Source organism: Dyadobacter sp. HNCC25DJ184 (assembly GCF_056895215.1).
Genome location: NZ_JBXHAQ010000002.1, coordinates 491,105 through 517,300, shown reverse-complemented (window position 1 = coordinate 517,300; position 26,196 = coordinate 491,105). Strand labels below are relative to the sequence as shown.

The window sequence follows — 26,196 nt, the reverse complement described above, 5'->3', positions numbered from 1 at the left end:
TGTGGAGTACGCCATTAAGTAACATTCGGAGAAGCCAGATCCTTGCCAGGCTTTTAATTTAAATATTCGATTCAATAGGAATCTGACTTTTTTGAAAGGATAACCCTTTATTTCAATAGATGAAAAGTAAAACATTGTTTGAAATAAGAAGCAGAAATTATTTAATATTTTTTCTATTTCTTATACTTAATGTTATATCAAATGCCGTTTTCGGCCAATCATATCCATATAAATTCAATTACCTGACGGCCGATGAAGGATTGTCGCATCCCGATGTAAACGATATTGCACAGGATGAAAAGGGATATATTTGGATCGCTACAAATTTTGGTTTGGATCGGTATGACGGATACGTTATAAAAAGATATTATAATACAAATGTCCCGCTCAACAATGCGTTTAAAAATCGTATTGTTCGTATGTATCCGGATGAGAATGGAAACATATGGCTGACAACAGAAGGCGGCGTACAATACTTTGACGTAAAAAGAGAAAAATATGTAGACCTTAATTTGAAAGGGACAAAGGCAAGTCCCGGGCTGTGGAAAATTTTTAAGCCAAAGGGAAATCTCTTATATGGATACGTTGAGAATCGTTTAAAAATATTTCAAATTGAAGAAAAAACGATAGAGGAGCAAAAAATAGAAATGCCAGTTGGCGTTCGCTTTTTTGACATGCTTCCGGATAAAAATGGGGTATTATATTTCCCAAGCGACAAGGGATTATGGATGTTAAATAAAAATAGGAAATTAGTTAATTTGTCTATTACTGGTCAAAAGATCCGGCGGTTTTCCCGCCTTTTTATCGATAAAAACAATAACTTCCTCTTAGCTGAGAGAGATAGTCTTTTTCTTGTACATTGGAGATATTTTAAAGGTAACGCTAAAACTGTTAAAGCATTATATATTAAGAAAAGTACTCAATTAAATTCGCAGTATCCCATTCTGGGAATTGTTGGCGGGAGAGGTTCTGAATATTGGATCAATACCCGAACCAACCTGATCAGACTGGATGGCGATCTTAATTATATTCAAAAAATAGATAGTGAAAGCACACAGCATAGTCTGAATTCCAGCATAATATTGCGCATATTTACTGACAGATCAGAGTGCTTGTGGGTAGGGATGTCTGGTGGCGGACTGAACTATTGTGACCTTAATCAGAAGTTATTTTATACCATTCAACGAAATCCCGAGAGAGTATATTCGCTTTCTGGAAACCATATCCGGTGCGTCTTGGAGGACGGCGATGATATATGGATAGGAACGAATGCCAATGGATTGAACCGATACAATTTTAAGAATCAGAATTTTGAATATTTAAATGCGGATAACTCGCATTTAAGGCTAAAAAGCAATGTGATATCTTCACTTACTTTGGATAATAGTCATAACCTGTGGATTGGGACCAGCAATGGAATTCAAATTTTAAGTGCGGACCGGAAAACATTTTTAAAGCCCGATGGATTTGACAAATTTCCCACTTTTACCGTTACTTCAATGACCAAAGATTGCTTTGGTAATATATGGGTTGGAAACCTTGAGAATTTAGGGGTAATATGGAAAGACGAACAGGATAAATATCATGTTAGATATTATTCTCAGGGCCATTTTATTCTGGCGGATAAGGTCAAGCCCGAATTATTATTTTCAAATAGGAAAGGCTTAGAGCGAGTTACTTTTGATTCGAAGGGAAATATTATTAATTCATATCATTATACCGCGAGTGCGGCACCCAATTCACTTAGTTCTAATTATACTGCGCCGATTGGTAAACAAAATGACAGTACCTATTGGATTGGCACAATTGGAGGTGGATTAAACCGGTTAACCATATCACGTAGAAATAACGCTTACTCTATCAAATCTTACGGCGATTCTTATAGCATATTTAAGGATGTTGAAACACTTGAAGTTGATAATTCCGGAAATATCTGGATGGGTGGTGATGGGCTGGAGTATCTGAATCCGATTACAGGCAAAGTGATTCGTTATGATAAAAATGATGGATTACAGGGAAATAGCTTTAAGATACATGCGTCGTATAAGGGCGCCAGTGGACGTCTGTATTTTGGGGGTATCAATGGCCTTAATTATTTCTATCCTGATGAAGTTAAGGCCAATCAGGTAAGTGCTCGCCCGGTGCTGACAGATATTCTTGTGAATAATCAGCGTCCCGGATATGGGGATCCAGATAAGCAAAAGAACTTGATTGAACATGCAATAGGGTATGGTAATGAGTTGAAGTTGAGTTATTTGCAGAACAATTTTGTCATATCTTTTTCTGCAATGCATTTCGCAAATCCTCTTAAATGTCAGTACCGCTATAAACTGGAGGGCTTTGACAAAGACTGGAATTATACCGACGGAAAGCATCCGAGTGCCGCATATAGTAACCTGAAATATGAGTCCTATAAATTTGTAGTGGAAGCGACAAATAACGATGGGATATGGAGTAATATTACCGCTGAAACCAATATCAATATCATTCCACCCTGGTGGGAATCTGATTTAGCTAAATTCATTTATGGGTTGCTGGTTGTCAGCGCATTGGTTGGATTTTATATCTATCAGGCGAGATGGTATCGTCTAAAAAGAGAGATTGAAGTTCGTGCAGTAAATGAGATGAAAAGAGAAGAGATGCACAGGCAGCGGGAAGAATTATACCAGCAGCAATTGACCTTTTTTACGAATATTTCGCATGAATTCAGGACACCTTTAACTTTGATATTGGGTCCGTTGGAAGGTCTGATCGTCCAAAACAAAAACGCTGTTTTGGATTACTCATACCAATTGATGCTCAGAAATGCGAAGCGACTTATTAATTTGATCAACGAATTGATGAATTTTAAAAAGGTTTCTGATAGCATCATTAAGTTGAAAGTTCATGACCTGGATATCACCCATTTTTGTAATGATCTTGTTATTGAATTCGGAAATATGGCTGAGAGCAAGGATATTGATTTTAAAATGTTGGATCATATCAAAAAAAACCACGAAGGGTCGGTATACGGATTATTTGATGATAAAATATTAGAGAAAATCTTGCTGAATCTGCTGAATAATTCGATAAAGTATACTGAGCCTGGTGGGAAAATCGTGTTCGAGATATTTGATGATATGGAGAAATTCTCTCCATCATTTTCCTCCGGATTTAAATTGCTAAATGAAGAATTAAGGGCAAAAAATTACATTTATTTCCGTATTGTTGATAATGGTATCGGTATTCCAAAGGAGTCAATTGATAAAATATTTGATAGTTTTTATAGAGTAAGCAAAGATCAGATGGGATCTGGTGTAGGGTTGGCCTTGGTCAAGAGTCTGACAAAATTACACAAAGGGGATATCTATATTTATAGTGACGTATATAAAGGAACGGAGATTATTGTTGGTATACCTTGGGGCGAGGAGAATTACAGCGAATTGGAGAAGGCAAGTTCCGGCTCAGAGCCCGAAGCACGACTTGAAGTAATAGACAATACAATATTGACGCCTCTGCCAGAGATGGAAAATGGTGTTTCTGTGGTAACTCCAGTAAATGTTCGGAATATTTTGCTGGTTGATGATAACTATGAATTAAGAACCTTTCTGAAAAAAGTATTCGAAGAGCGTTACCATATTTATGAAGCTGACAATGGGGAGGAAGGATTGAAAATGGCAATGGAGGAACTACCTGATTTGATCATCAGCGACGTGATGATGCCAGTAATGAATGGTATCGAATTCTGTAAATTAGTAAAGGAAACTTTTGAGACAAGCCATATTCCGTTTATAATTTTATCCGCAAAAGACGCCCTTGCAACTAAAATCGAGGGATTAGAATCCGGCGCAGATTTTTATTTCTCGAAACCCTTGAGTGTTGATCTGTTATTGCTCACGGTTAATAATATTTTTGAACAGCGGGAGCGGGTTAAATTGAGATATACGAACAATTATTTGTCGGAAGCAACTGAGCTGGTTCAATCGGAAAAGGACAAAGAATTTTTCCAGACACTGCTTGGCTTAATAGAAGATAATATTCAGGATCCGGAATTGGATGTTGAGTTTTTGTGTAAACACTTATTTATTAGCAGGACGAAATTATATCAGAAGATAAAAAGTATCACGGATCAGTCTGTCGGTGATTTTATTCGTACGGTTCGTCTCAAAAAGGCGATTCAGATCATGACGCATGAGGATATAGCAATGAATAAGGTAGTTGACCGGGTTGGAATGCAAAGCAGTTCAAATTTCTCGAGAGCATTTAAAAAGGAGTATGGGAAGTCACCGCTACAATTTATGCAGTCTTTAAGAAAGAATAGTTCGTCGAACCTGTAACGGGTATATTGGCTGTTATTTGTAAAAATTAATTGATATGCAGATCGGTCGTCTGCATATCAATTTTCGATACTATTTGAATTTCGCGGCCAGGGTAATGCTATTCGACTGCATGCCCGTTCCTGCATTCCGGTAAAAATGGCCGTATCGCAACTCCAATGCGGCAAAATGACGTATATTCAATATCCCACCAGGCGGAGAAAGGCGCAAGCCCATTCCTACAAAATGACTTTGAAATCCTGACAAGTCGTAGTCGCTTGTGTAATATCCCGCCGACGGATCGTGCTTCATATATGGTGCAAAATACCGCACGCCTGTTTGAGTGTTAAACCTGTAAAAGGGACTTAACGAAAAGAATGGAGATATTTTGACGGGAACTTCCAGAGACGCTGTGTGGGCAGTCATTCCCCAACTATCGGCATAAAACCTGTAGAAACCGCGAAGCACGATCCTGTCTCCTGCGAAATAACTTCCACGGAGGCCAATGGGGATTTTTGTTCGCGTGCCCGGCAATTTTTCCACTCTTTCGCTGCCGTCGGTAAAGTACGTTCGATGGAAAGGAGTACTCAGAAGCCCTTCCTGATAAGTTGGCTCGACGATCACGAGCATCTGAAAGTTGCGATTGACGATTTGTGAAATCGCAATGGATCCATTGTAGGTATTTCTCGGCTTATAGTCCAGATTTGATCGGTCTCCTTCTCCTCCGGAACTATATCCGTTTGGTCGAAGGTCAGAAGGCAAAATAACGGTATACGTGTCCTGGAACGTCCCTGCCTTAAACGTGATTTCCTGATTATTGTCTTTCGACGATTTGGAGAAGTGGAAATTAAAACCATATGAGTGGTAGTCGTACTCCGTTGAATATAAGAACGAAGCCCCCCGGGTCGTATGATTTTGGTCGTTCTTCATGCTCCACGAGATATTCGGATAAATATGCGTGTCGGTTCGTGACGCCGAGGAAATGGTTAGCGGATCAATATTGTCTTGGGAAGCGGATGAATAATAGTCGATATTCACTTCTCCGGATATGGTATGAATGCGGTTTTTTCGGTCAACTTTGGTGAGTTTGATCTCAAGCGAATTCGCCACATCGAAAAGCTTTTCCGACCCGATCCCGCCTGTAATTGCCGAATTGTTTCCGTTCTGGTTATAGTAACTGGAAACAAAATTCACTTCTTCTATTTTGAGTTTTTTCGCTTTATATGCGGCAAGCGTACTATCGCTGCTTTGAGCAAACACCGTTCCGAAAAAGCTCAACAGCGAAGCTACGGTATATGTAATTTTTTTCATGAGAGTTTCTTAAATATCAGTTCAATTACAACCGCATCCACCACCGCTTTTCCCTCCGTTAGCGCCAGATGCCCCTTCACGGTAGAGATAAAAGTTTTGCTCGAATTTTTCCGATTTCCGAGCTGAAAGCTCCATTTCCGAGTCGTTGATACGGTTTTTCTGATATTCCTTTACGCTGACACATGATGCAAACCCCAGTCCTGTCAGGAATAGGAGTAATGCTTTTGAACAAGTGTTAATATGCATATTCGTTAGGTTATGGAGATATTTTTGGAGCAGAATATTCTGCTCTGGTCGTCAATAATTATACATGCAATCTGTTTCATCTGATTGATCAGATGCAACCCGACTTCGATCCCAAGAATTGTAACGGGCGTAGCGAGTGCGTCTGAAAGTTCGGCGTTCGGCGAGATGATCGTCACGCTTTTAATACCCGTTACCGGAAGACCGGTTTTTGGGTCGATTGTGTGCGAATACCTTTTGCCGTCAATCACTACAAACTTTTCATAGTTGCCCGAAGTCGCAACAGCCATATCGCTGACCTTCAAATAGGAAAATGGCCGGTCTTTCAGATCGGGATCGGCAATACCGATCGTCCAATCAAGCCCTCCGGGTTGTTTTCCCCAGGTGGTCAGGTCTCCTGATGCATTTACTACACCAGATTCCACACCATTTTGTTGCATGATTTTCTTTGCCATTTCTGCTGCATATCCCTTTCCAATTCCGCCAAATCCAATCCGCATGCCCCGCTCCTTCAGCCATACAGTCCGCCGATCCGCATCCAGCTCAATGTTTTTAAAGTTGATCAGCCGAACCATTTTTTTTGCAGTTTCCGGAGATGGTAACGCTGTCATATTCAGGTCAAAATTCCATAGCGACTGGTCGATAGAGCCGTAAGTAATATCGAATGCGCCTTGTGTTAAATCAGAAATGCGTACAGAGCGGGCAATGAGATCAAAGACCTCCTGGTCTACAACAACGGGCACAATTCCGGCATTTCGATTGATAAGTTGAGTTTGACTTTCGTCGCTAAACGTTGTTAATAATTTCTCAATTCGTTGAATTTCAGCTATTGCTAAATCAATACGCTCGTGTGCCCACTTTTCATCATTTGCCACAGCACTAATTTCGAACCGATTGCCCATTAATTTGACAATCCGTTTGAATACGGTTTCCTTCATATCATCGTACTGAGTGAGACTGGATTTCCGAAAGAAAAGCGTCGGGCGATAACTGATATCCTTCCCAGGACTTGATAACTTTTCCTTTTTCGTCGATCAAAACGGTTAATGGAAATACGCCTTTGGAGTTGTATTTTTCCGCGAGTTGTTCGTTTCGTTCCACCTGTTCTTTGTTTAGCTGGTTTTTCTTTTGTCTTGGAAAATCCGCTCTAACCAACACCAGGTGTTCGCTGGCATATTTCTCAAATGGCTGTGATTCAAAAACTTCCCTGGTTAACTTGATACAAGGGCCGCACCAATCTGATCCTGAGAAATTCAATAAAATTACCTTGTGCGATTGCTCGGCCTCTACCTTTGCATCCGCAAAATTCAGTTTCCAATCGGGTTTTAATGTGGCGAAGATCGCGAGTATGGATATGATCAGTATTTTCATTTTTTAATAGATTACAATGGAATTGCCATCAGTGGCGGTTTTGTATATCGTCAGGCCATTGGCCCCGTAATTGTTTAAGCCTGCACCTGTGAGGCTATACCGGGCGCCATGTTCGGTACAATAAAACTCGGTTTTATTGAATATCACTTTGTTTTTGGGTTCATGGCTGCATGTTTGGGTCGCAGCCACAATCACACCTGCGGCTGACTGTGCCACTACGATGCCGCTTCTGACGATATATCCTTTTACGACAAGAAGCGCGGCATTTTCGGATTGAGTAAGATCAATTTTAAGCTTTACGCCCGTAATCATATTCAATGCTTCTGTTGATATGGCCGTAGAGGAGTTGAGCTTTAACTCCCCGCTTGTGGTCGTGTCCGGTAATGTCGTCGACGGCTCATCAGCCACATCTTGTTGTAATGTTAGCGCATTCACAACCGTATCCTCCTGACTAACACAAGATGTGAGTAGTGCCACCAAGGCCGGACCTTTAAAGCCAACAGATTTTAAAAATTCCAGTCTGTTCATGATCAATTTTTAACTATTAATTTGATCAATAATACGAAGCCTGACAGCCTTTTGTTGCCTTGGTTTTGTGTCGGGTAGTGACTAGGTGACGATTATGGCGTAGATTCAGTTTGAAATATTGCAGTTGTGGAATTTATGCAAAAAGTGAAAAAGGAAAGAATAAGAAGGTTTTGCTGAGATCAGTCTGTTGAAGGTTATTTAAATGGCTAATTATGAGACATATATAGCCATCTTGATCATTTTATTAAGTTGTATTTATCCAAGATTTAATTTCCTTGTACGATTTCTGTAATAGCAGATTTCTTATATCATGTCTAATTAAAATTTCTTCCTTTTAATTGAATTTTAATGTAATAGTTAAGCTTCATTTCGAAAATTGAGATCCAAAACTTTCAGTTTAGACCGCAGCGCTGCCATTTTTATTCTGGTTCGTTATTGGAAAATACCTATGCAAACCTGAGGTCATATACAGTTAAGACATTCTGTTAAATTATTTCGATGTTTTCCAAAATCTTAATACCGCTTTTTTTCATTAACTCGCTGGCATTGAAATCTTTGCATATCCCTTTGGTCAGAGCGTAATTGAAAATCATTTCCCCCCTCGCGAATTTCGCTGTTGAAGCTGAAGTTCGCCACGATCATATGATGTCCCGCCAGGTTGGCCAATTCCAAGTCGTGGGTTGAGATGATTCCAAAAGCATTGAGGTCGTTCAGTTGCTTAATGAGCGAAACGCCGCCCCGATAACGATCCTGGGAATTGGTACCTTTAAACATCTCATCCAAAAGGAAAAATACGGGCTCTCCTTTCTCTATGAGCATCAAAAGCTGTTCTATCTTTTTCAGTTCTGCATAAAATGATGAAACTCCTTCCTCCAGATTATCCTGCGTGCGCATGCTGGAAAAGATCATCATATGCGATACCTGTGCAGTCTTTGCGTCGCAAGGAGCTCCAGTCAACGCTAGAACAAGGTTGATTCCTACTGTTCGCAGGAAGGTACTTTTCCCGGCCATGTTAGAGCCCGTGATCATTGCAATTTTTCCCTCGCCATTCAGATCAAAGTCATTCCTGATTTTTTTGTGCGCACTTAACAACGGATGTCCTAATTTTTCAAAATGTATATGGCATTTCTCGACTATTATCTCAGGAAAGGTGTACGAGGGGTTGCAATATGAGAATCCGGCAAGACTACTCAAAACTTCAAATTCGCTTACTGTCGCGGCCCAGTGTCTGATGTGGCTGCCATTTTTCAATTTCCATTTTTCTGTCAGCAGGATCAGATATATATCAAGATAAAATATCAGGTTCAGAATTGTATAAAAGTCATTTTTGCCAATGGTTTTTTGGGTGCCCTTTTGCTGAAAAACCTCAAGTATTTTTTTTAGTTTTTTGATTTCACCTACAGCCGAATAGCTGGTGTCGCTGAATACCGATCGCAGTTTAGCCATTTTACGCGACTCGAAATTTTCGGTTTCCAGTTGCCCGATAAGCGATTGATATCCGGCCAAAGTTTTAACATTATGTTTCGTGTTCTCAATGATTTCTTCTGAAACAGGCCTCACCTTTTTTAGGATGAAGAAATTCGTTATCAAACACGCAATCAATGGTATTGCATTTTGGGGCAAAAAGCCGTGGAGGAGAGAATATAGAAAATAAATTGCTGCAAGAATGGTTGTACTGGTCATTATTATGCTTGTCAACAGAAATATAGTCTTTCGTGGCGTCAGTTGAACGGGGGATTCTACCCAGGAAAGAAGCTTATTGTAGTCTCCTTTTGCATTTTCAAATCTCATTCCTGATGCTTGAAAATCCTGTCTCCAGTCAAGCATTGGGGTCAATTCGCGAATCGCATTCTGCCTCTCAACAATCTCCGCACGTGAGGCAGGTTCCAGCATCCACCCCGCTAACATTGCCTTTCCAAATTCAGTCGTGGTGCGGTTTACTAATTGAAAGAGAGAATGTGAACCGAAAATGTCCAGGTCGGAAGCGTATGAGTGACTGGGATTGATAAACTCTTGTCCACCATCGAAACCGGATAGTTGATTTTCTTGTCGCAAAATCTCTTTTTCATTTATTGATCTCAAAAAATCAATATGTTCCTTTTGCCATTTTAGTCGGTTGTATCGCCTCAAAACAATACCAAATCCTACAACAGAAACGGGAATTACAACAACCAATGGATAGAGCAGCCGGGCATTTGCCAAAAACATGATAATCGTAATCGACAGAACAAAAACAAGCAGTCGCAATGTCGAAAGTCGTTTAAGCGAATTATTTAAATCGGTGGCCCGAAGTTGATATTCCTTTATTCGTGTGTCGAAGAGGTTCATGATATGACGTTGGCAATGTGAGTCTGTCAAAGTTGAAATTGTTTTTTACGATCGACGTATTGAATTTGCCGTGTGTTCAAAAGTAGTGCTAAAATTTTTATTGAGAACGATTGACGAGTTTTCAGAAAAGTAATAGCCGATTGATATGGTGATCAATTTTGGAAAAGCCCGTCCAGCTTGCACATCGAGCTCATCACTGAAGTTCACTTGGAGACAAAACCGTCAGCAACTTTATTGGTCGACGTGTAGATTTGAATATTTCCGAAGTCAAAAGTGGAAAAACTAACACAAATGATACGGTTATTAAATATTAGTTGTGACCTTTGTTATACAAAATTTGCTCGATCGTTTATCTTACAATATGAATTTTAAAATTTTACTGCTTATTGCTTTTTGCTTCGGTTTTCAGTTTTTAAAAGCGCAGGGGACGGGCACACCAACAATCCAAATATCAGAAATTGAAGTTGTATGTACCCATAAGGAAATGAAGATTCCAGCTCGCTTGAATGGTAGCTTCAATGAAGATAATATTTTCGCCGTCGAGTTTCTTGAAGAAGGAACCAGGCGAATTGTCGCCAGCTATCCGGCTAAGTATGAAGACGGATATTTCCTTTTTACAGTGAATAATGACAATTTGGCAACAATTACAGCAGTATTTTTTAGAATTTCTGCCTCAAGTCCTAGCGTTATCAGTAATAGCGTTTATGCTTACCGATTTTATAATCGGGGGGAAGTTTTCATGACAATACCCGGGCCGGATGGAGACACATTAAACCCTGGTAGCAGAATTACAGGGCAATTTAATAATACGTCCAATGTGCCGGTGAGCGTAACTATGAATGACAGCTCAACGTTTGATATACCAGCGAAATCCTATATTTACCAGAATTATTCTGCGTCGGAAAAAGGTGAAATTTTCATCGTAAAAGCCGAAAATGGTTGTGGAGTTCAGGTTCCCACGAAAGGAAAAAAAACTTATAAAGTAAACCCGATCTCATTGATTTTCCTCAAATTAAACAATACGGCGGTTTGTGCAGGAATGGAGATGGAAGTAAGCTATGCAACAAATGGTGGGTCGATTCCGGCGTCTGCAAACTTCAAGCTTCGTTTTCAGAAATTTGATAAGGAAACAGTTGGATGGCCAGATTTTGAGTTGGTCGCCACGCGTAAGTCAGAGGGAATTTTGGTAGCGAAGCTTCCTGACGGAATTGCCGCGAACGCGGATGCTGATCAGAACATCTATAAAATTGCCATCGTAGTAGATTCGCCAACCCTGGTAAGCCCGCCGGTCGATTACGTGCGAATATATAGGAGGCCGATTCCCACAATCACCAGTCAGAGCCAGACAATTTCGATGGGCGATGACTTTGGTTTGACATTTACGGTTTCCGGTCCGGGGCCTTTTGCTTTGGAGCTTAGCAATGGTGATTTTGCTTTGACGCAATACGGTGATTACATATCTACAAATGTAAAACCTCTAAAAACCGAGACCTTCTCAGTTAAGTCGCTGATATCTGCCTGCGGAACTTCGACAGATTTTCCAAAGCAAAGTGTGGTTGCAACTGTGAAGCCAGGAATTTACCTGCCCATTGCTGGAAATAAAACCTGGAATTTTTGCGAAAATCAAACCGTACGGCTGCCGTTCAAATCCAATGTTACGCTTCCGGCAGAAACAAAGTTTGTAATGGAAGGTATTACTCGGGCTGATAAAGTCTATCCGTTTGACGCGAAAATAGTTGGAGATTCTATCGAGTTTTTTATACCAACTTCTCCAAAAGAATGGGTTGAGGAAGGATATTTCAGTATTGTGAAATTCAGGGTTAAATCGCTCGATCCAGGATATGTATCCAACGAGGCGTACGGTTTTTCTATTCACGGAATGCCGAGGATAAAGTATGAATTGTACATGCCAACAACTTTGCCATATGCTCAAGAGTATATCTACAACGTCCTGTTGACGGGAGGAGGGCCTTTTTGGATGTCAGACCAAAACGACAATGAGGACTGGGGGGATATCTATTTGGCCATGAGTGTTTTTGTTAACAAAACAGGTAACTATCAGCCGAAATCCGTTCGCAATGTCTGCTACAACACAGAATCCATTCCACCTGTCAATCTGACGGTTGAAAACTATACAAGTACCGTACCAGTGATCACAGTCCTTCCTTCTTCCAACAAAAGAGTGATATGTGATAATGGTGATGTGGAAGTTTATTTTGAGGCCTTGGGCCAATTTGCCGAGAATAATGAATTCAAGGTTTATTTGAGCGAAAATCCTAATACTACCCTACTGACTGTAAAAAAGCCCGGAAGGTATAAACTCACCCTTCCGAATAAGCAGGCATCCGAGTTTGATAGGATAGGAGTTACTTCAACGAATCCGGTAGTCAGTAACGAAAGTACTGTGCTGGTATACAGGGACGTAAAACCTTATCTGGTCACAGACAGTACTAACACGAACAGCGCCGAAAATCCGTATTTGTACAATTCATCCGACAGGCCAACTGGAGACCTATGGGCTGTCAAAAGCAATTCCTTTTATCAATATGTCCCGATTACGGTGAATTTTTCGGGAGACGGCAAGGATTATTCGTTCACAAGATTAGATCTCAGCCAGAACAATTATATTGATCCCCCAAAATCTGTCGTAACTGCATATACATTGAAATCAGCCACCAATTTATGTGGCACCACAGAGTTCAACAACACCGCATATGTTTTGTGGAAAGGGTATGGAATCAACCTTATCGATTTTGTGAATAATCGTAACTTTTGCGTTGGCGAAGAAATGGTCGTTCCTTTTCGCATTTCCAGCGGAATACCTCCATCAGGTACAAAATTTCACTTGCAGCTTTCAAAGGCTAACGGAAATTTTCAGACAATTTCCAGTGTCGTATATACCGCAGGTGAGTTCAGAGTCAAGGTTCCTGAGCTCGCCACAGGAAATTATGAGGTACGCATCATATCTGATGATCGAAATTATTCACGCAGTTACAACTTGAAGATAAGTGCCAAACCGACAGCAACAATCGAATTGGGGAAGGATTCTCAAAATCCTGCGGAAGGAATTCCCGCTGGCAGTTACGTTACTTTGGCCTACAATTTGACAGGTGGTGAGCCTTATGTAGTTTCGACTACCGGATTTGGTGAGTTTGATCTTAATGTTTCCACTTACGAGAGAGGTTATCAATTTGTCCGAAGTGGGGTATATCAAATAGAATCCGTGAGAAACCAGTGTGGTTATGGAACGGTGTCGGGAAGTGTTGCTGTCAAAGTTACCCCAGTGGTTAAAAAAGTGACTGCGGAGACCGATACCAAATGTATTGGCGGGTCAATTACCGCAAGATATTCGGTGGAAGGCGAATTGGAACCGCCGCAGAAAGTTGGTTTTTATCTCTCGACAGCCAATGGTCAAAAAATAGAATTGGGATTTGTAAACAATAAGTCCGGTTCGGTCAATCTATCCGTTCCGTCGAATCTGTTGCCTGCAGTTTATATTTTGACGTGCTATATCACAGGGACGACAGAAGTGGCCAATTCGGAACCAATTTATTTGGACAAAGCACCTGCTTTGGAGATAATTGGATCTACGACCATTAATGCAGGTGAAACTACCAATATCGAGCTGCGTCCGAAGGATAATGGTGGGAAGGGAGTCACTATCACGCTTTCAAACGGAGATTCTCACGAGCTTTATTTCTTTGATTCGCGCAGCAGGTATATCCCTGTTTCCCCGGTAGAAACCACAACCTACACAATCAAAGCAGCAGAGAGTTTCTGTGGACCGGTGCCGTTCTCCGGAAGTGCGACAGTAATCGTCAACCCGGCATCCGCAAGGTCTGTCAAAATCAATTCGATAGTGGGGAACAGCAACTCCGTGTTGTGTGAAGCAGACACTGTGCAGGTTTACTTTACCAAAGCCGGGAGCTTTAGCGCAACTAACCAATTTTCGGTCAGACTTTATGACAACCAGGGTCAATTCGTCAAGGATCTTGTTTCAATAGGGCAGGAGTCTCCCATGAAAGTAATCATGCCAACAGGGTTAGGCACGACCAACACCTATCGTTTCCGGCTAGTGGCGACGGACGAAAATACAGGCTCTTCAGATTATGCCTTGCCCGTTGCTTTTTCTGTAAAATCAACAGCCTCTTTCGCAAGTAATACTGTGGAATCAGATTTAGATGGCACGGCAAAAATTGTCGTCAAGTTGGAAGGGACAGCAAACTGGACATATACCTATTCAAGCGATTTGGGTTCTTATCAAAGGTACTCACAAAGCCCAGCCGACACGATATATCTAACCAACGCCAACACCGTAACTTACAAGCTAATCGCAGTTTCAAATGTGTGCGGAGCCGGCAAAATCGTTGAACCATCGTCAGTTACCGTGGCACTGATATTGGGTCTGGAGGATCCATCATTGGAGGAAATCAAAATCGGCCCCAACCCGGTGCAGAGCCACCTTCGAGTTCAGTTTGTTACCGACACGAAGAGAAAGCTCACGCTATATACTTCAGCTGGAACGAAAATTCGGAATTTCGATTCTTATGGGACGGAGACAGTACTGGATTTTTCAGGTTATACTTCCGGGATATACTTGCTGAAAGTAGAGGAAAAAGGAGTTTCGAAGGTGATCAGGGTGGTGAAGTTGTAGCTGCTGTGCTTTTGGTAATAAGACATGACTAAATAGACATATTTCGACCTTCGGAGACGGGAATGTATCTTGAGTTCGTAGTTTCAAGCTGCGAGTAACCCATTTATTAACTTCGAGCAAGTGTTTCATTAATGCAACATTGTTGCATTAATGAACTATTATTATCTTTGCCAAAATGGATGAGATGTATTCCATACGGCATATTGAGCTTGCTTGAATACCTCCTCATTGAGTCAACTTTAAAATTCAATGGAATGAAAGATAAAACAGAATATGATGTAATCATTATTGGTGGAAGTTACGCTGGGCTTTCTGCCGCAATGGCATTAGGGCGTTGCATGCGTAAAGTATTAATAATTGACAGTGGACTGCCCTGCAACAGACAGACACCCCATTCACACAACTTCCTGACCCAAGACGGAAAAACTCCGGCAGAGATTTCGGCGATTGGAATACAACAAGTTGAAAAATATGACTCCGTCAGATTTTATTCAGGAGTAGCTACTCTGGGAACAAAAACGAACGCTGGTTTTGAAATAACAACCCGGACAAACGAGAAATTTACTGCAAAGAGGTTGATTTTTGCAGCGGGAGTAAAAGATATTATGCCAGATATCCATGGGTTTTCGGAATGCTGGGGAATTTCTGTTATTCATTGTCCTTATTGTCACGGTTATGAGGTAAGGAATGAAAAAACCGGCATTTTAGCTAATGGCAATTTTGCGTCGCATTATGCTCAACTTATATGGAACCTGACAAAAGATCTCACCATTTTTACTAATGGAGAATCTACGCTTACACAAGAGCAAACTGATAAGATTAACAGACATCAAATTCAAATAATCGAAAAGAAGATCGCTTATCTAAAGCATGAAAACGGCCATGTTCATCAAATTGTTTTCGAAGATGATTCGCATTTTGAACTAGCTGCAATCTATTCAAGACCGCTCTTTGAGCAGCATTGCAAAATCCCTGAAATGTTGGGATGCGAATTGACAGACCAAGGCCACATAAAAGTTGATAGTTTTCAGAAAACAACCGTTCCCAATGTTTTTGCTTGTGGTGACAGTGCAAGCCCGATGCGATCGGTCGCCAATGCAGTAGCCACGGGAAATTTTGTTGGTGCTGTGGTAAACGGAGGGATGACAGAAGAGGAATTTTAAGTCGAGTTCATTGTCTGAAATTTGCTAGGATTAGTGCCGGAAATAAGAAGCCCTCAAAGCGTGTCCGGTTGGATATGGCCTTGGGGCTTTTTGGTTTTAGTGGCGGGAAAATGGGATAACCATCGATATACAACGCCAGTCTCCAATGCATTTACCTTCTTTTTTTGTATCCGCTCTGACATTTAATGAAATTCGAGTTAAAGGTCTACAGTACAAGAAGTTACAGCAACTTATTTTAAGGTATAAGACGAGTGGAAATTGCACAGTATTTTTGATTCTGACTGTGCCGTACATGATTTGTTATTTCAATATGAGACGTTCGGGTATGCACAGAATAGAAATGAGCGGCATAATTAAACAACGTTTTCATGAGAACAATCGAAGAGATCCAGGCCGATATGGATTCAGTACAGGCCACCTTTCCTGCCCTTTCAGGTATTGACACAACAAGCGAGACAGGCATGTTTAAACAAATGCGCAACCTGTTTGCTTTGTTTGTGCAGATGCTTGAGTCGTCATGGGATAAATTCCGCCAGAATTTGGAAACGGATTTGTCAAAGGGCAAGGTTGGTAATATATCCTGGTATGTGCGCCAGGCTAAGCTTTTTCAATATGGAGATGCTATTTCAATTGTCAATGGGCAGGTGGCATATTCCGTAGTTGACCCGACCAAAAATATCATTAGCCAGGCGACGATGACCGAGGATATCACCACTGGCAGGCTTTCTCTGAGAATTGCAAAAAAGCAAAATAACGGACTGGTTCCGCTGTCCGAAAATGAATTGTCGGCGGTAAAAGAATACATGTCGAAGGTCAAATTCGCCGGCGTTTTACTGGATGTCATAAGCCTTGATGCAGATCAGTTAAAGCTGGTAGCTAGCGTTAAAGTGGACCGCCAGATAATGGCTCTGACCGGAGCGCTTCTCGCGAACACGAATAGAACTCCCGTTATTGAAGCGATCAATGGATATCTATCAAATTTACCCGAAGACTCGTTAGTTAATAATACATCGCTGACGGATGCGATTCGGAAGATTGCCGGAGTAAAGGACTGTACAATCAACCAAAGTTTCAAACGGAAACCGACAGAGTCAAACTGGTCTGCGTATCAAAGCGAAGTGCTCGCCGAGGCTGGTTATGCCATAATCCATAATGATTCAGTCATCACTTACACTTATTAATCATGCTGCTGGATATTGAAAAATATGTGCGGCAGATGCTGCCTGCAAACCTTCGGTTGCCTAATCATATTGCAATTGCAACGACTTTGTTTTCTCCTGTGAACAAAACCATCACTGCTCAAAACGATTATGAATATGATAGTCAGTTTGATACAGGGACTGCTGGTCAGGTGGGGGTACTTGAATTCATTCTACAGTCCTATATTCACCCGGATATTAAGATATTGGACGAAGATGGTATCAGTTTCGATTTTCGGGTTTCGATACCCCGGGGACTTTCCACACAGCAAGTGGGAGAGGTAGTTCGATTGGTGGAACGTTACAGACTTCGTTCCAAACGTTATGAAGTTTTTGATGAACCAAACGGGGCGAACGTGCAGGATGTTGCGACGTCTGTTGCTACGCTCACGTGGGTAGTTGAGCCGGCGATTACCCTAGATAAAGTTCTCGCTTACGGAATCAATAAAAGCGGTAATTATCATGTCAAAATTTACAATCACGAAACCGGCGGGGTAGTATTGGACACTGATTTGGAGTTTGCTGCCGGAGAGATAAGGCATCAACAATTGCCCACTCCCGGTCAATGGAAACTTGAGGTTGGAAGCTTACAGACCACCGTAGATTGCCCGGCGCAAACAATCGTTTCAACCGCTTCGGATTGGCTTATCTTTCTAGGTTATACGTTTGATGCGAACACCAGAGAGGCGAGTATCTGGGTCAACAGGACGGCTGATACTAAACTTAAAATTGAGCGTGTCGATGGAGCGCCGATATCCGGATTGTCATGGAACAATAGTCCTTGGGACAATACGAAATGGATTGAGGGCACTACGGAATGGGCAGCTCCGTATAACGAGGTGTTTCGACTTAATCCCGTTGGGTCTTCCGGCCTTTATCCCGGTCAGGAGTATAGACTGAGCGTTGCCAGCGCCAATAGCAGTTCGATCCTTACTCAGACATTTGCGCTTCCAACGTTGAGTCAATTGATGCCGCCCAAGGAGATTGTATTAAAAACTGAACCGATTCTTGCTGCTTGTGGCAGAGGCCCAACTGTTATGTCCATTGATCTGGCTACTTCGGCACAGGTTGTCTGGCATTTTGATGGTGACGGTATTGAGGGTATCAAAACATATTTGAAGGATATGGCGTCAGGTGCTATAATTCGTAATGGGTTGATCCAAGTAGCTGCCAGAGACGGCTCTAATAACCTAAGAGCTGTTTTCACTCCCGGCAACCAGCCCCGCTGGACTTTTGACACGCCGTTGCCGCCCGGAGCGTACCAGCTGGGCAACGAAGGCGCTAACTGTAAGTCTGTCATTTCCTGGTCAAACACCTTCAAAATTGAGGGAGCAGCAGCACCGGTTAATCCGATCGCACCTCTTAATCCCCAACTTGGCGAATACAAATCCTACCAAAGGTTAAGGACTTTTCCTGGGTTAATGAAGCTTACTGAAACTCCGGTTGCGGGCGGATATAGCTACACCGACGAGGTGATTTCAACGCCACCCTCGGGTTATGAGGTAAGCTATGTTATAAACGAAAAGCGGTATTTGGGAATGGGCAGGTTGGTTAATTATATTCACCAATTTCCCGGGCCGTTGTCGATTCGTAAATGTTTCTCGCGGGTCGGGATCTCATCTCTAAGTGTGGGTCCCAACAATCAGCCGGGCGCGGGACCTGCCGATACGGATGCTGTGACCTTCATGGGTTATGGCGCACAGTACGCACAAATAGATATCGTTTACATTAAGCAGTAATACGACATGGCAAACATAAATCTGGTTTTTCTACCGCATTATCCGAAGGAGTACGACCCCTTGCTGCAATATCCGGCCTTCATGGATGTGCTTCCTCCGGTTGAACCTGATCCTGACTTTTTATGGGTAGCACCCCGTGCGGAAAGCACACTCCAGGAATTGATAGATGTCGGGGTGACGCACTTTACAAAAGGTGATATGATTCAGCCGGGATGGACGGATGCGCAAGTTGTGGCTTTCCGTTCACAAGGGTATGGTTATGACGATGTGCCAACGACAAATGTTCAGTTTTCGCTACCCGATCACGGTCCGGCAAACGAGGAGTGGCTTTCACCTCCGGGAGTAGGGATTGTTTGGCCATATATATGGAACAAGCGCTTTTTTAATACTCCTCCCGGCGCAACCGAGCCGATGAGCTATGAGGAAGGCTTTCAAAAGGGGCTGCTTTATAATACCGAGCACACGATATTTGTTGGACAAAATTCGGAGAATATCTACGCAGTTGGAACCCATTGGCCTTTTATTCGAGGATGGTGCGAGGCGTGGGTTCCTCGGATGAAAGCAAGATGGGCAGGTCGAAAGATTTTGATGGCCTGGAATTACTTTACGGGATTGGGCCCCAATATTAAGGATATATCACAATCGGCAGCGAAGGAACTGTTTTTCTCGCCTCTGTCCAGCTGGCCGGGTAATCCGATGCTGCCCGGAGGAACTTTGGAACTAATGAACGCCTATTGTCTCCCTATCTATTTGAGCTCTCCTGACGAGGTCAACCATGTTCCATATGACATCATTTTTAACCATTATATTGAGAAGAAAACCGAAAAACACTGTATAGTATTTGAACAATGTTTTCATGAATGGCTTCCAAATGTGCATGCAGAGTGGCGGATACCGGAAGGGAAATTTTATCAGCGTTCCAAAATGCATGTAAGCCCGAATATTGCTTATTCAACGGGGTTATTGGGCCGGATATTCCTGTCGGCGTTTATACCTTTTATGTTTTCAGGGAAGCGTACAAATCCTGATTATAAAGTCGATCGCCAATGGCATCAGGAAGGCTTATGGGTTCCAAACGGAAACGCGGAGACTGAAACAGCAGATCTGAATACTTGTCCGGCGTGGGGAACACCGGGAACAGTGGAAAACCTGCCTGGATATCAGGCCGAAAATGATCTGGGTTACTCAGGATATCTATATAACAGGACATTCCGGCTCACAAAAGGTGGAGAGGACGAATGGTGCGAGTTTCGTGTCGACGGGGGCAGCTGGATTCCGATGGAAAACAATTGGGCGAACGATATTGTCGACGCCTACCATGAAGGAATTGGTTATGTATTTAGCAGAAGAAAAAATGGTTTGGTTTCTTTCCTTGTTCAAAACCCAAAAGCCCCGGATGGATTGGCGCATCTGTACGAGTGGAAATTTCAAGGGCAAATTTATCAGGCATACTTGTCGGGAACGATGCCCTATGCGGTAAATTACCAGTATGGGTGATTTGGCTGATATTTGGAAAGAAAACTATTTTGCTTGAATTCGCCGTTTGCAAATTAATATCAGTTGATTTGCAACGTTTTACATTCCATTTACAAGCTTTTACATATAGCGTGCCCATGGAGGATTGATGCCGGATACCTTTGCTTAATTGTTTCACCAAATCAAGTAGCGTCATGAAAATCCATAGCCTCGCTTTTTTGCTCGTTTTTCCATTCTCATTTGCCTTTTATAAGAGGGGAGAGGTTCCACAAATGGCTTCTCGCCGGGATAGTGTGCAAGTACAGAAAAAAGAAAAAGCTTTAGCGGCAAATATCATTTTTAAATCTTCGGATGGGGGACAGACATGGCAAGACATCAGCGAAGGGCTGCCCACAAATTTGCAGACTGAGGGTGTTTCGAGGGATGGCTTTTATGCAACTGATAATGAGTTGTATATAAGTGCAGAGAATGGCTTATACCGTAGGCAAGCTAATGCTTCGACTCCTCTTTGGGAAAAAGAGGTTGCTACTGCAAACCCTGGAAGCCTTGCCCCGAGCAAGATCGGTATATTTTCGTACAATTATGGGGGACAATTTTTGCAAAGAATGAACGGAACGGATCTATGGTTGCCTATTTATTCGAGTTTTCCGCAGAAAAGCGTGCGCACCGTTTTTGAAACCGGAGGCACAGTTTTCATCGGATGCGACAACGGACTTTTTAAATCTACGGACAATGGAAAAAGTTGGGAGAGAGTATATTATGGAGGCTGGGTTATGAAAATGGTAGAGTCAGACGGCGTACTGCTCGCGACCAGTCAGCATGGTATAATTCGGTCGACAGATAATGGTGATAACTGGGCTAATGTGATTAGTGAGGGCGGTGTAGGTATTGCCATAGAACACATCAAAGGAGGGTTCGCTGCGATTACTTGCAATACAGAATCGGAGACCAGAAGAGTGCGAACTTCGTACGACGGTGGTAAAACCTGGCAGGCCATTGATGCTGACCTCCCCGCAAGCCTTTATATTGCATCCATTACCGAGTTTGGTGAAAACTTGTTCTGTGGCCACCCTGATGGCATTTACAGATCATCAGACAAGGGGAAAACATGGAAACTATTACTTCCGGCAATAAAAGATAAAGTCTTCAATTTATCTGTTTCAAACGACGTGATATATGCTATTCCGAGAGGTGGAGGATGCTGAAATTTCCCAATATACATTGCCGGATTGAGTGAGATATAGTATATTGATAGAAGCCAATTAACAACATTTAGCCCTCAAAGTGTGTCCCTATGGATAGCTTTGAGGGCTTTTAATATTCTCAGGCTATATAGCGACGCGATGCCAGACACTGAAGATCATACTGTCACTCTGGATAATACAACAGGTTAATATATCTTTAGTTCACAGTTTGTTTAACGACGAATGACGTTTTTGGTTGCGGATCTCACACAAATCTAAAGTATTCTTAGTTTTCGAAAAAATAGCCATCATTGTAGACCTTTTGTCAACAATACTTGACAAAAAGAAATGTTTACATATCTTTACAGAAACTAAACATGGAACACGATGGAACAGTCTGTAAAAAAAGCGCATCAGGATTCAGTGATCTTCGCTCTCATTCATGGAGCGACCTATATACCTGCCACATGGTTTTTAAAACATTATGATTTTAGCCCGTCCGTATCAGTTATTATTGCTGCCGTACCGATTATTACGTTTGCCATTTTCATTTGGAAATTGATTAAATCGTTTTCGGTTATGGACGAAGTGAAGCAACGCGTTCAATTGGAAGCTGTCGTGATCGGTTTTTCATTGACGGTCATGTTGATAATGCTTTTGTTTCTACTAAACCTGGGCAATATTTCGAACCCCTTCTGGTTTGGATATGGATATGTGGTGTGCTATTGCTGGGCCTTTTATTTTATTGGTTGGTTCGTTTCGAAAAGAAAGTACGGGGTATGAAAAACACAATAAAGGTCGAACGTGCGAAGAAAAACTGGACGCAGGCGGATCTTGCAAAATACATCGGGATATCGCGCCAGGGCTTAAACTCCATTGAAACCGGGAAATACGTTCCTTCAACCGTACTTGCCTTACGCATGGCCAGAGTTTTTGATACTACTGTCGAGGTTTTGTTTCAGTTGGATGACGGAGAGGAATGATTATGGAATTTCGTAATTTCTGATCGTCTAATTGCTTCATGATTAGAAACTTAGAGGAACTGCCTTTAATCGGTAAGGCAAGCGTCATTGACCCGTAACTCCTCTAAACGTTATGAAATCATATCTCCACCTCGGAATGCTTTTAGCCATCTATATGGTATTTTCTGCTAAGCCGGCATTTAGTAATTTTCAGGCTAATCAGGGCATAAAAATTACTTTGAACCTAAAGATTCCAGAGGAAAGCCGCCTTGATTCCCTTTATGTTTCCTGGATGCTTATGCCGTTGGAAAACGGCAACTATCAGGTTAAAACTCAAGCAATGGAGTCTCCCAATGTAGAGGGCTTATATCATCAGACCTTATCCTTTCCCGATTCTTTGGCGGGCAAAACCCTATTCTACCGATACCAATCGGGCCGCAGCAGGATGGAAATGTGGAGAAGGGTCAAACTGACGGAAAACCTATCGGAAACCCGTACTGATCTTTGGGAATATGCCGACGGGCTGGCAGGAAAAGTGAAGCCTTCTACCGCGATACCAGTTTTTCAAACCAATTCGCCGCAAGAAAAGATTCAACTGGCAACTCCGTTTGTGGGCATTACAACGGACGGAAAGTCCCAAGAAAATCTATTTCCTATCAAGCGAACTGGTGTGAGTAACAAACCTTTGCAAAATGCCGTCACCCAATTTCTGGGAATACTTACAGATGAGCAACGTGCGAAGTGCATGTTTCCAATCGACTCACCCGAATGGCGCAAATGGCATAATATCGAATCTTATCAGCGGACTGGTATTGGCCTGGAAGAGATGACGCAGCAGCAGAAAGACCTGGCTTTCGCGATTCTAAAGACCGGACTTAGCTCGAAAGGTTTGAAAAAATCAAAGGATATTATGAGTATGGAAGCCTATCTGTCCATTCTTACCCCCGCCAACAAGCTTTTGGGAGGCGAAAAATATTGGTTCTCATTTATGGGGACTCCCTCCATTACCGAACTATGGGGTTGGCAACTGGACGGGCACCACCTGGTGATCAATTATTTTGTACTAGGAGACCAGGTGGTAATGACACCGACCTTTATGGGCTCGGAGCCGACGTATATCGATTCAGGTGAGAATATGGGTCTGCGGACTTTTGAACCTGAGGAGAGGAAAGGTGCGGAATTTTATGCCTCGTTAAATCCTACGCAAAAGGCGAAGGCAACTTTATGGCGAAAGAAGGAATTCGATTTCAACCGTGCAGAAGCATTCAAGGACAATGAGATTATTGCCAAGACCGGTATATCAGCGACGGAACTAACGGAGAGCCAGCAAAACGGGCTTCTTGATCTGATTTATGAATATGTGGCCGATATGGACAAGGGGCATGCCAAAGTAAAAATGGAGGAAGTGAAATTGCACTTGAAAGAAACCAACTTTACCTGGGTTCAAAGCGAAGATCCTGAAAGTCCCTTTTATTACAGGATTCATAGCCCGGTTATTCTGATCGAATTTGACCATCAAATCCCGGTCTCAAATTGGGACAGAACACATGTCCGCCCCGGCCCAAGCAGAAAGCACATCCATACCGTAGTCCGCACGCCAAATGGCAACGATTATGGGAAGGATTTGCTTAAGGAGCACTTGAGCAGGGGTGGACATTAATGTTGAGACAGTATAACTTATCTTAAACAGCAGTTTTCAAACAACCAGGAACCTCATTTACCCGGCATCCTCATCTACCACCACGTCAGCATGTGCCTCGGCTTCATAGCTATCAGCATATTTGATTTCCTCAAGCCAATATGCGGAACTTACTATGTCATATGTAACGGAAGAATCGCTTTTGGAAACCTCGTTCAACTGCCATAGTATGTCTTTCGCTTCGCTGAACTGTTCTCCTTCGAGTTGATCGGAAAAAAGGCGTTGGATCAGACTTCTGTCAGACATTCCAGCTGCGAGAATTCTTACAACAGGCGCTTCCGGATTGTCATTAAAAATAGTGATATCACCTTCAATTTCAATAGTGAAATGAACCGCTTCCGCTCTTGGGAACTTGCCATTGAAGGCATCATAAAGTAGTTGCGTTGACCTGAAGAGATCGGGGTGCAATGGTAGATCGGGATATTCTTCCCAAAGTTTTTCGGTCAGTATCTCATGTGAAAGATTTTCGATTTGCCCTTCCGTTAAGCGTTCGGCGATTGTGTAATCTAAAACAATCTTTGCAGCTTCCTGAGGCTCAAAGTCAGTTAAAGACATCATACACATTTCTTTCAGCTCGGCTTCCTTGATTTCGTTTGGGTTGGCATAACTCATCGCGTTCAGCAGATTTATCAAATCATTTTTTTTCCAGGATCCGGGCAATTCCTGAATTTGCTCGAACGACAAAACTTTTACTTTAAATTGACTCATTTTTAATCTGATTATATTTTGAAAAGCAGGCTATCAAAAAGTTGAATAGCGAACATGGACTAACGTCCCAATGTAGGTTATATTATTCTCTAGCATAATCGTGCCTGGCTTTATCAACGCCTTCAGTTCCTAACTCTTAAATCGTTTTTTCTCAAACAGAAAAATGGAGCCCATCAACGATGAACTCCATTTTTGCAATGCTACTGTTCCATTTTATCTATTAATCTTTTCCTATAATGTCTTCCCATTTATAATAGTGAAATACCTTGCCTTCATCCATGGTGACGAACACGCCTTTTTGAAAATCTCCTCCGAGGTTGACGTTTGTAACATCTGATCCATCGCTTTTCAGTGCCGCTACTTTTACCACTTTGACCAGTCTATGCTCGTGTGGATTGTCTGGCGTTCCTTCTCTGGTATAAATATGAAACTTTCCGGCACCTTGGTCTGAAACCAGGATATAGCCCGTTTTTGCACCCGTTTTGTAGATAGATATCCCTTCGTTATCTTCTGCGAAATCAGTATTTGGAATCAAGGCAAGCTCTTTATTTGCGCTGTCAGGATCGACCTCATACTTTCGCGTACCGATTTGCTCATCGGAATAATAAACGTATCCCAACTCATTGTCCACCGAAATTGACTCGATTTCTTTCTTTCCGCTGTATTTTCCAAACTTACGCACTACCGTTCCCGCAACGTTTCCTTTGCCGTCATCAGCCAGTTTATATTGCCAAAGATATGCATCAGCCGGCCCGGTTTTTCGTCCAACAATTGCGAAAATGGCATGATCGGCCGGGCGGGTATATAGTGCAATCCCCATTGGAGCCTGCGACGAATCACCTTTGAAAACTTCAATCCCGCCATTGTCAATCGCACGCATATCCGGCAGACTGAATATGCGGATCTTGTTGGCCTCGCGTTCTGACACTACCGCTATATCGGTTTTTTTGCCATTCAATATCAGGCCATAGGCGATATCGACATTATTGGGTCGTTTCAGGTTTCTCACAACTTTGTCTTCGATGATCTTGCCTTTCAGGTCGAACACATAGAGTGCCCCATCTTCGTCTTTATCGGTTCCGATGATCAGACTTTTAGAAGCGTCTTCCGGATTGATCCAAATTGCCGGATCGTCGGTGTCATGCCTTACCGTGTCAGTGATAATAACGGGTTGAATAGCAACGGTATCCGTTGTGTTTCCGGTAGATTCACTCGAAGAATGCTGGTTGCAGCTGATTGCCAGCAAAGCCGCTGATACAAATAATATAGGTTGATATATTTTCATTTAAATAACTTTAATTCAATGGATTGGCCTGTTTGCCAACGTTTAAAATGG

The 26,196-nt window shown here is 42.2% G+C and carries 18 protein-coding genes; 10 read left to right on the top strand and 8 right to left on the bottom strand.

What is annotated here, in order from left to right; genetic code table 11:
* Positions 1-119 precede the first annotated feature (119 nt).
* Positions 120-4,316 (top strand): hybrid sensor histidine kinase/response regulator transcription factor, encoded by a 4,197-nt coding sequence (locus tag AC1XUD_RS05045; RefSeq protein WP_483359871.1) that lies wholly within the window; start codon positions 120-122, stop codon positions 4,314-4,316.
* Positions 4,317-4,388: 72 nt separating this feature from the next.
* Here AC1XUD_RS05045 and AC1XUD_RS05040 read toward each other — a convergent pair whose 3' ends face one another.
* The 6 genes from AC1XUD_RS05040 to AC1XUD_RS05015 form a co-directional block, all read right to left on the bottom strand.
* On the bottom strand, positions 4,389-5,606 hold the full coding sequence (locus tag AC1XUD_RS05040) for a DUF3570 domain-containing protein (protein ID WP_483359870.1): 1,218 nt from the start codon (positions 5,604-5,606) through the stop codon (positions 4,389-4,391).
* Positions 5,607-5,627: 21 nt separating this feature from the next.
* Complete coding sequence (locus AC1XUD_RS05035; RefSeq protein WP_483359869.1) at positions 5,628-5,852, bottom strand: DUF4266 domain-containing protein; 225 nt, start codon at positions 5,850-5,852, stop codon at positions 5,628-5,630.
* A 5-nt stretch (positions 5,853-5,857) separates the two neighbouring features.
* Positions 5,858-6,787, bottom strand: coding sequence for an FAD:protein FMN transferase (locus AC1XUD_RS05030; protein ID WP_483359868.1), 930 nt, complete (start codon positions 6,785-6,787; stop codon positions 5,858-5,860).
* 1 nt (position 6,788) lies between these two features.
* Complete coding sequence (locus AC1XUD_RS05025; RefSeq protein ID WP_483359867.1) at positions 6,789-7,220, bottom strand: thioredoxin family protein; 432 nt, start codon at positions 7,218-7,220, stop codon at positions 6,789-6,791.
* A 3-nt stretch (positions 7,221-7,223) separates the two neighbouring features.
* Positions 7,224-7,748 (bottom strand): Rieske (2Fe-2S) protein, encoded by a 525-nt coding sequence (locus AC1XUD_RS05020; RefSeq protein ID WP_483359866.1) that lies wholly within the window; start codon positions 7,746-7,748, stop codon positions 7,224-7,226.
* A 513-nt stretch (positions 7,749-8,261) separates the two neighbouring features.
* Positions 8,262-10,076 (bottom strand): MutS-related protein, encoded by a 1,815-nt coding sequence (locus AC1XUD_RS05015; RefSeq protein ID WP_483359865.1) that lies wholly within the window; start codon positions 10,074-10,076, stop codon positions 8,262-8,264.
* A gap of 361 nt (positions 10,077-10,437) precedes the next feature.
* On the opposite strand from AC1XUD_RS05015, the gene AC1XUD_RS05010 reads away from it, so the two are divergent.
* From AC1XUD_RS05010 to AC1XUD_RS04970, 9 genes are all read left to right on the top strand, one after another.
* Entirely contained in the window at positions 10,438-14,730 is a 4,293-nt protein-coding gene (locus AC1XUD_RS05010) for a T9SS type A sorting domain-containing protein (RefSeq protein ID WP_483359864.1), read from the top strand.
* Positions 14,731-14,984: 254 nt separating this feature from the next.
* A complete protein-coding gene (locus AC1XUD_RS05005; protein ID WP_483359863.1) occupies positions 14,985-15,893 on the top strand; it encodes an NAD(P)/FAD-dependent oxidoreductase in 909 nt (302 codons plus the stop codon).
* 368 nt (positions 15,894-16,261) lie between these two features.
* The gene (locus tag AC1XUD_RS05000) at positions 16,262-17,074 is read left to right on the top strand and encodes a hypothetical protein (RefSeq protein ID WP_483359862.1); all 813 of its coding nucleotides are present in this window, start codon (positions 16,262-16,264) and stop codon (positions 17,072-17,074) included.
* A gap of 2 nt (positions 17,075-17,076) precedes the next feature.
* Positions 17,077-18,831: a hypothetical protein gene (locus AC1XUD_RS04995; RefSeq protein ID WP_483359861.1), complete on the top strand. Its 1,755-nt coding sequence runs from the start codon at positions 17,077-17,079 to the stop codon at positions 18,829-18,831.
* A gap of 6 nt (positions 18,832-18,837) precedes the next feature.
* Positions 18,838-20,328 (top strand): hypothetical protein, encoded by a 1,491-nt coding sequence (locus tag AC1XUD_RS04990; protein ID WP_483359860.1) that lies wholly within the window; start codon positions 18,838-18,840, stop codon positions 20,326-20,328.
* A gap of 173 nt (positions 20,329-20,501) precedes the next feature.
* Positions 20,502-21,512: a WD40/YVTN/BNR-like repeat-containing protein gene (locus tag AC1XUD_RS04985; protein ID WP_483359859.1), complete on the top strand. Its 1,011-nt coding sequence runs from the start codon at positions 20,502-20,504 to the stop codon at positions 21,510-21,512.
* A 366-nt stretch (positions 21,513-21,878) separates the two neighbouring features.
* Complete coding sequence (locus AC1XUD_RS04980) at positions 21,879-22,274, top strand: hypothetical protein (protein WP_483359858.1); 396 nt, start codon at positions 21,879-21,881, stop codon at positions 22,272-22,274.
* Entirely contained in the window at positions 22,271-22,474 is a 204-nt protein-coding gene (locus tag AC1XUD_RS04975; RefSeq protein ID WP_483359857.1) for a helix-turn-helix transcriptional regulator, read from the top strand. Before AC1XUD_RS04980 ends, AC1XUD_RS04975 begins: the two co-directional genes overlap by 4 nt.
* A gap of 112 nt (positions 22,475-22,586) precedes the next feature.
* Positions 22,587-24,113 (top strand): DUF3500 domain-containing protein, encoded by a 1,527-nt coding sequence (locus AC1XUD_RS04970; protein WP_483359856.1) that lies wholly within the window; start codon positions 22,587-22,589, stop codon positions 24,111-24,113.
* Positions 24,114-24,170: 57 nt separating this feature from the next.
* Here the strand turns inward: AC1XUD_RS04970 and AC1XUD_RS04965 are convergent, their stop codons facing one another.
* A complete protein-coding gene (locus AC1XUD_RS04965; protein ID WP_483359855.1) occupies positions 24,171-24,860 on the bottom strand; it encodes a hypothetical protein in 690 nt (229 codons plus the stop codon).
* A gap of 220 nt (positions 24,861-25,080) precedes the next feature.
* On the bottom strand, positions 25,081-26,145 hold the full coding sequence (locus tag AC1XUD_RS04960) for a phytase (protein ID WP_483359854.1): 1,065 nt from the start codon (positions 26,143-26,145) through the stop codon (positions 25,081-25,083).
* Between the last annotated feature and the right edge of the window lie 51 nt (positions 26,146-26,196).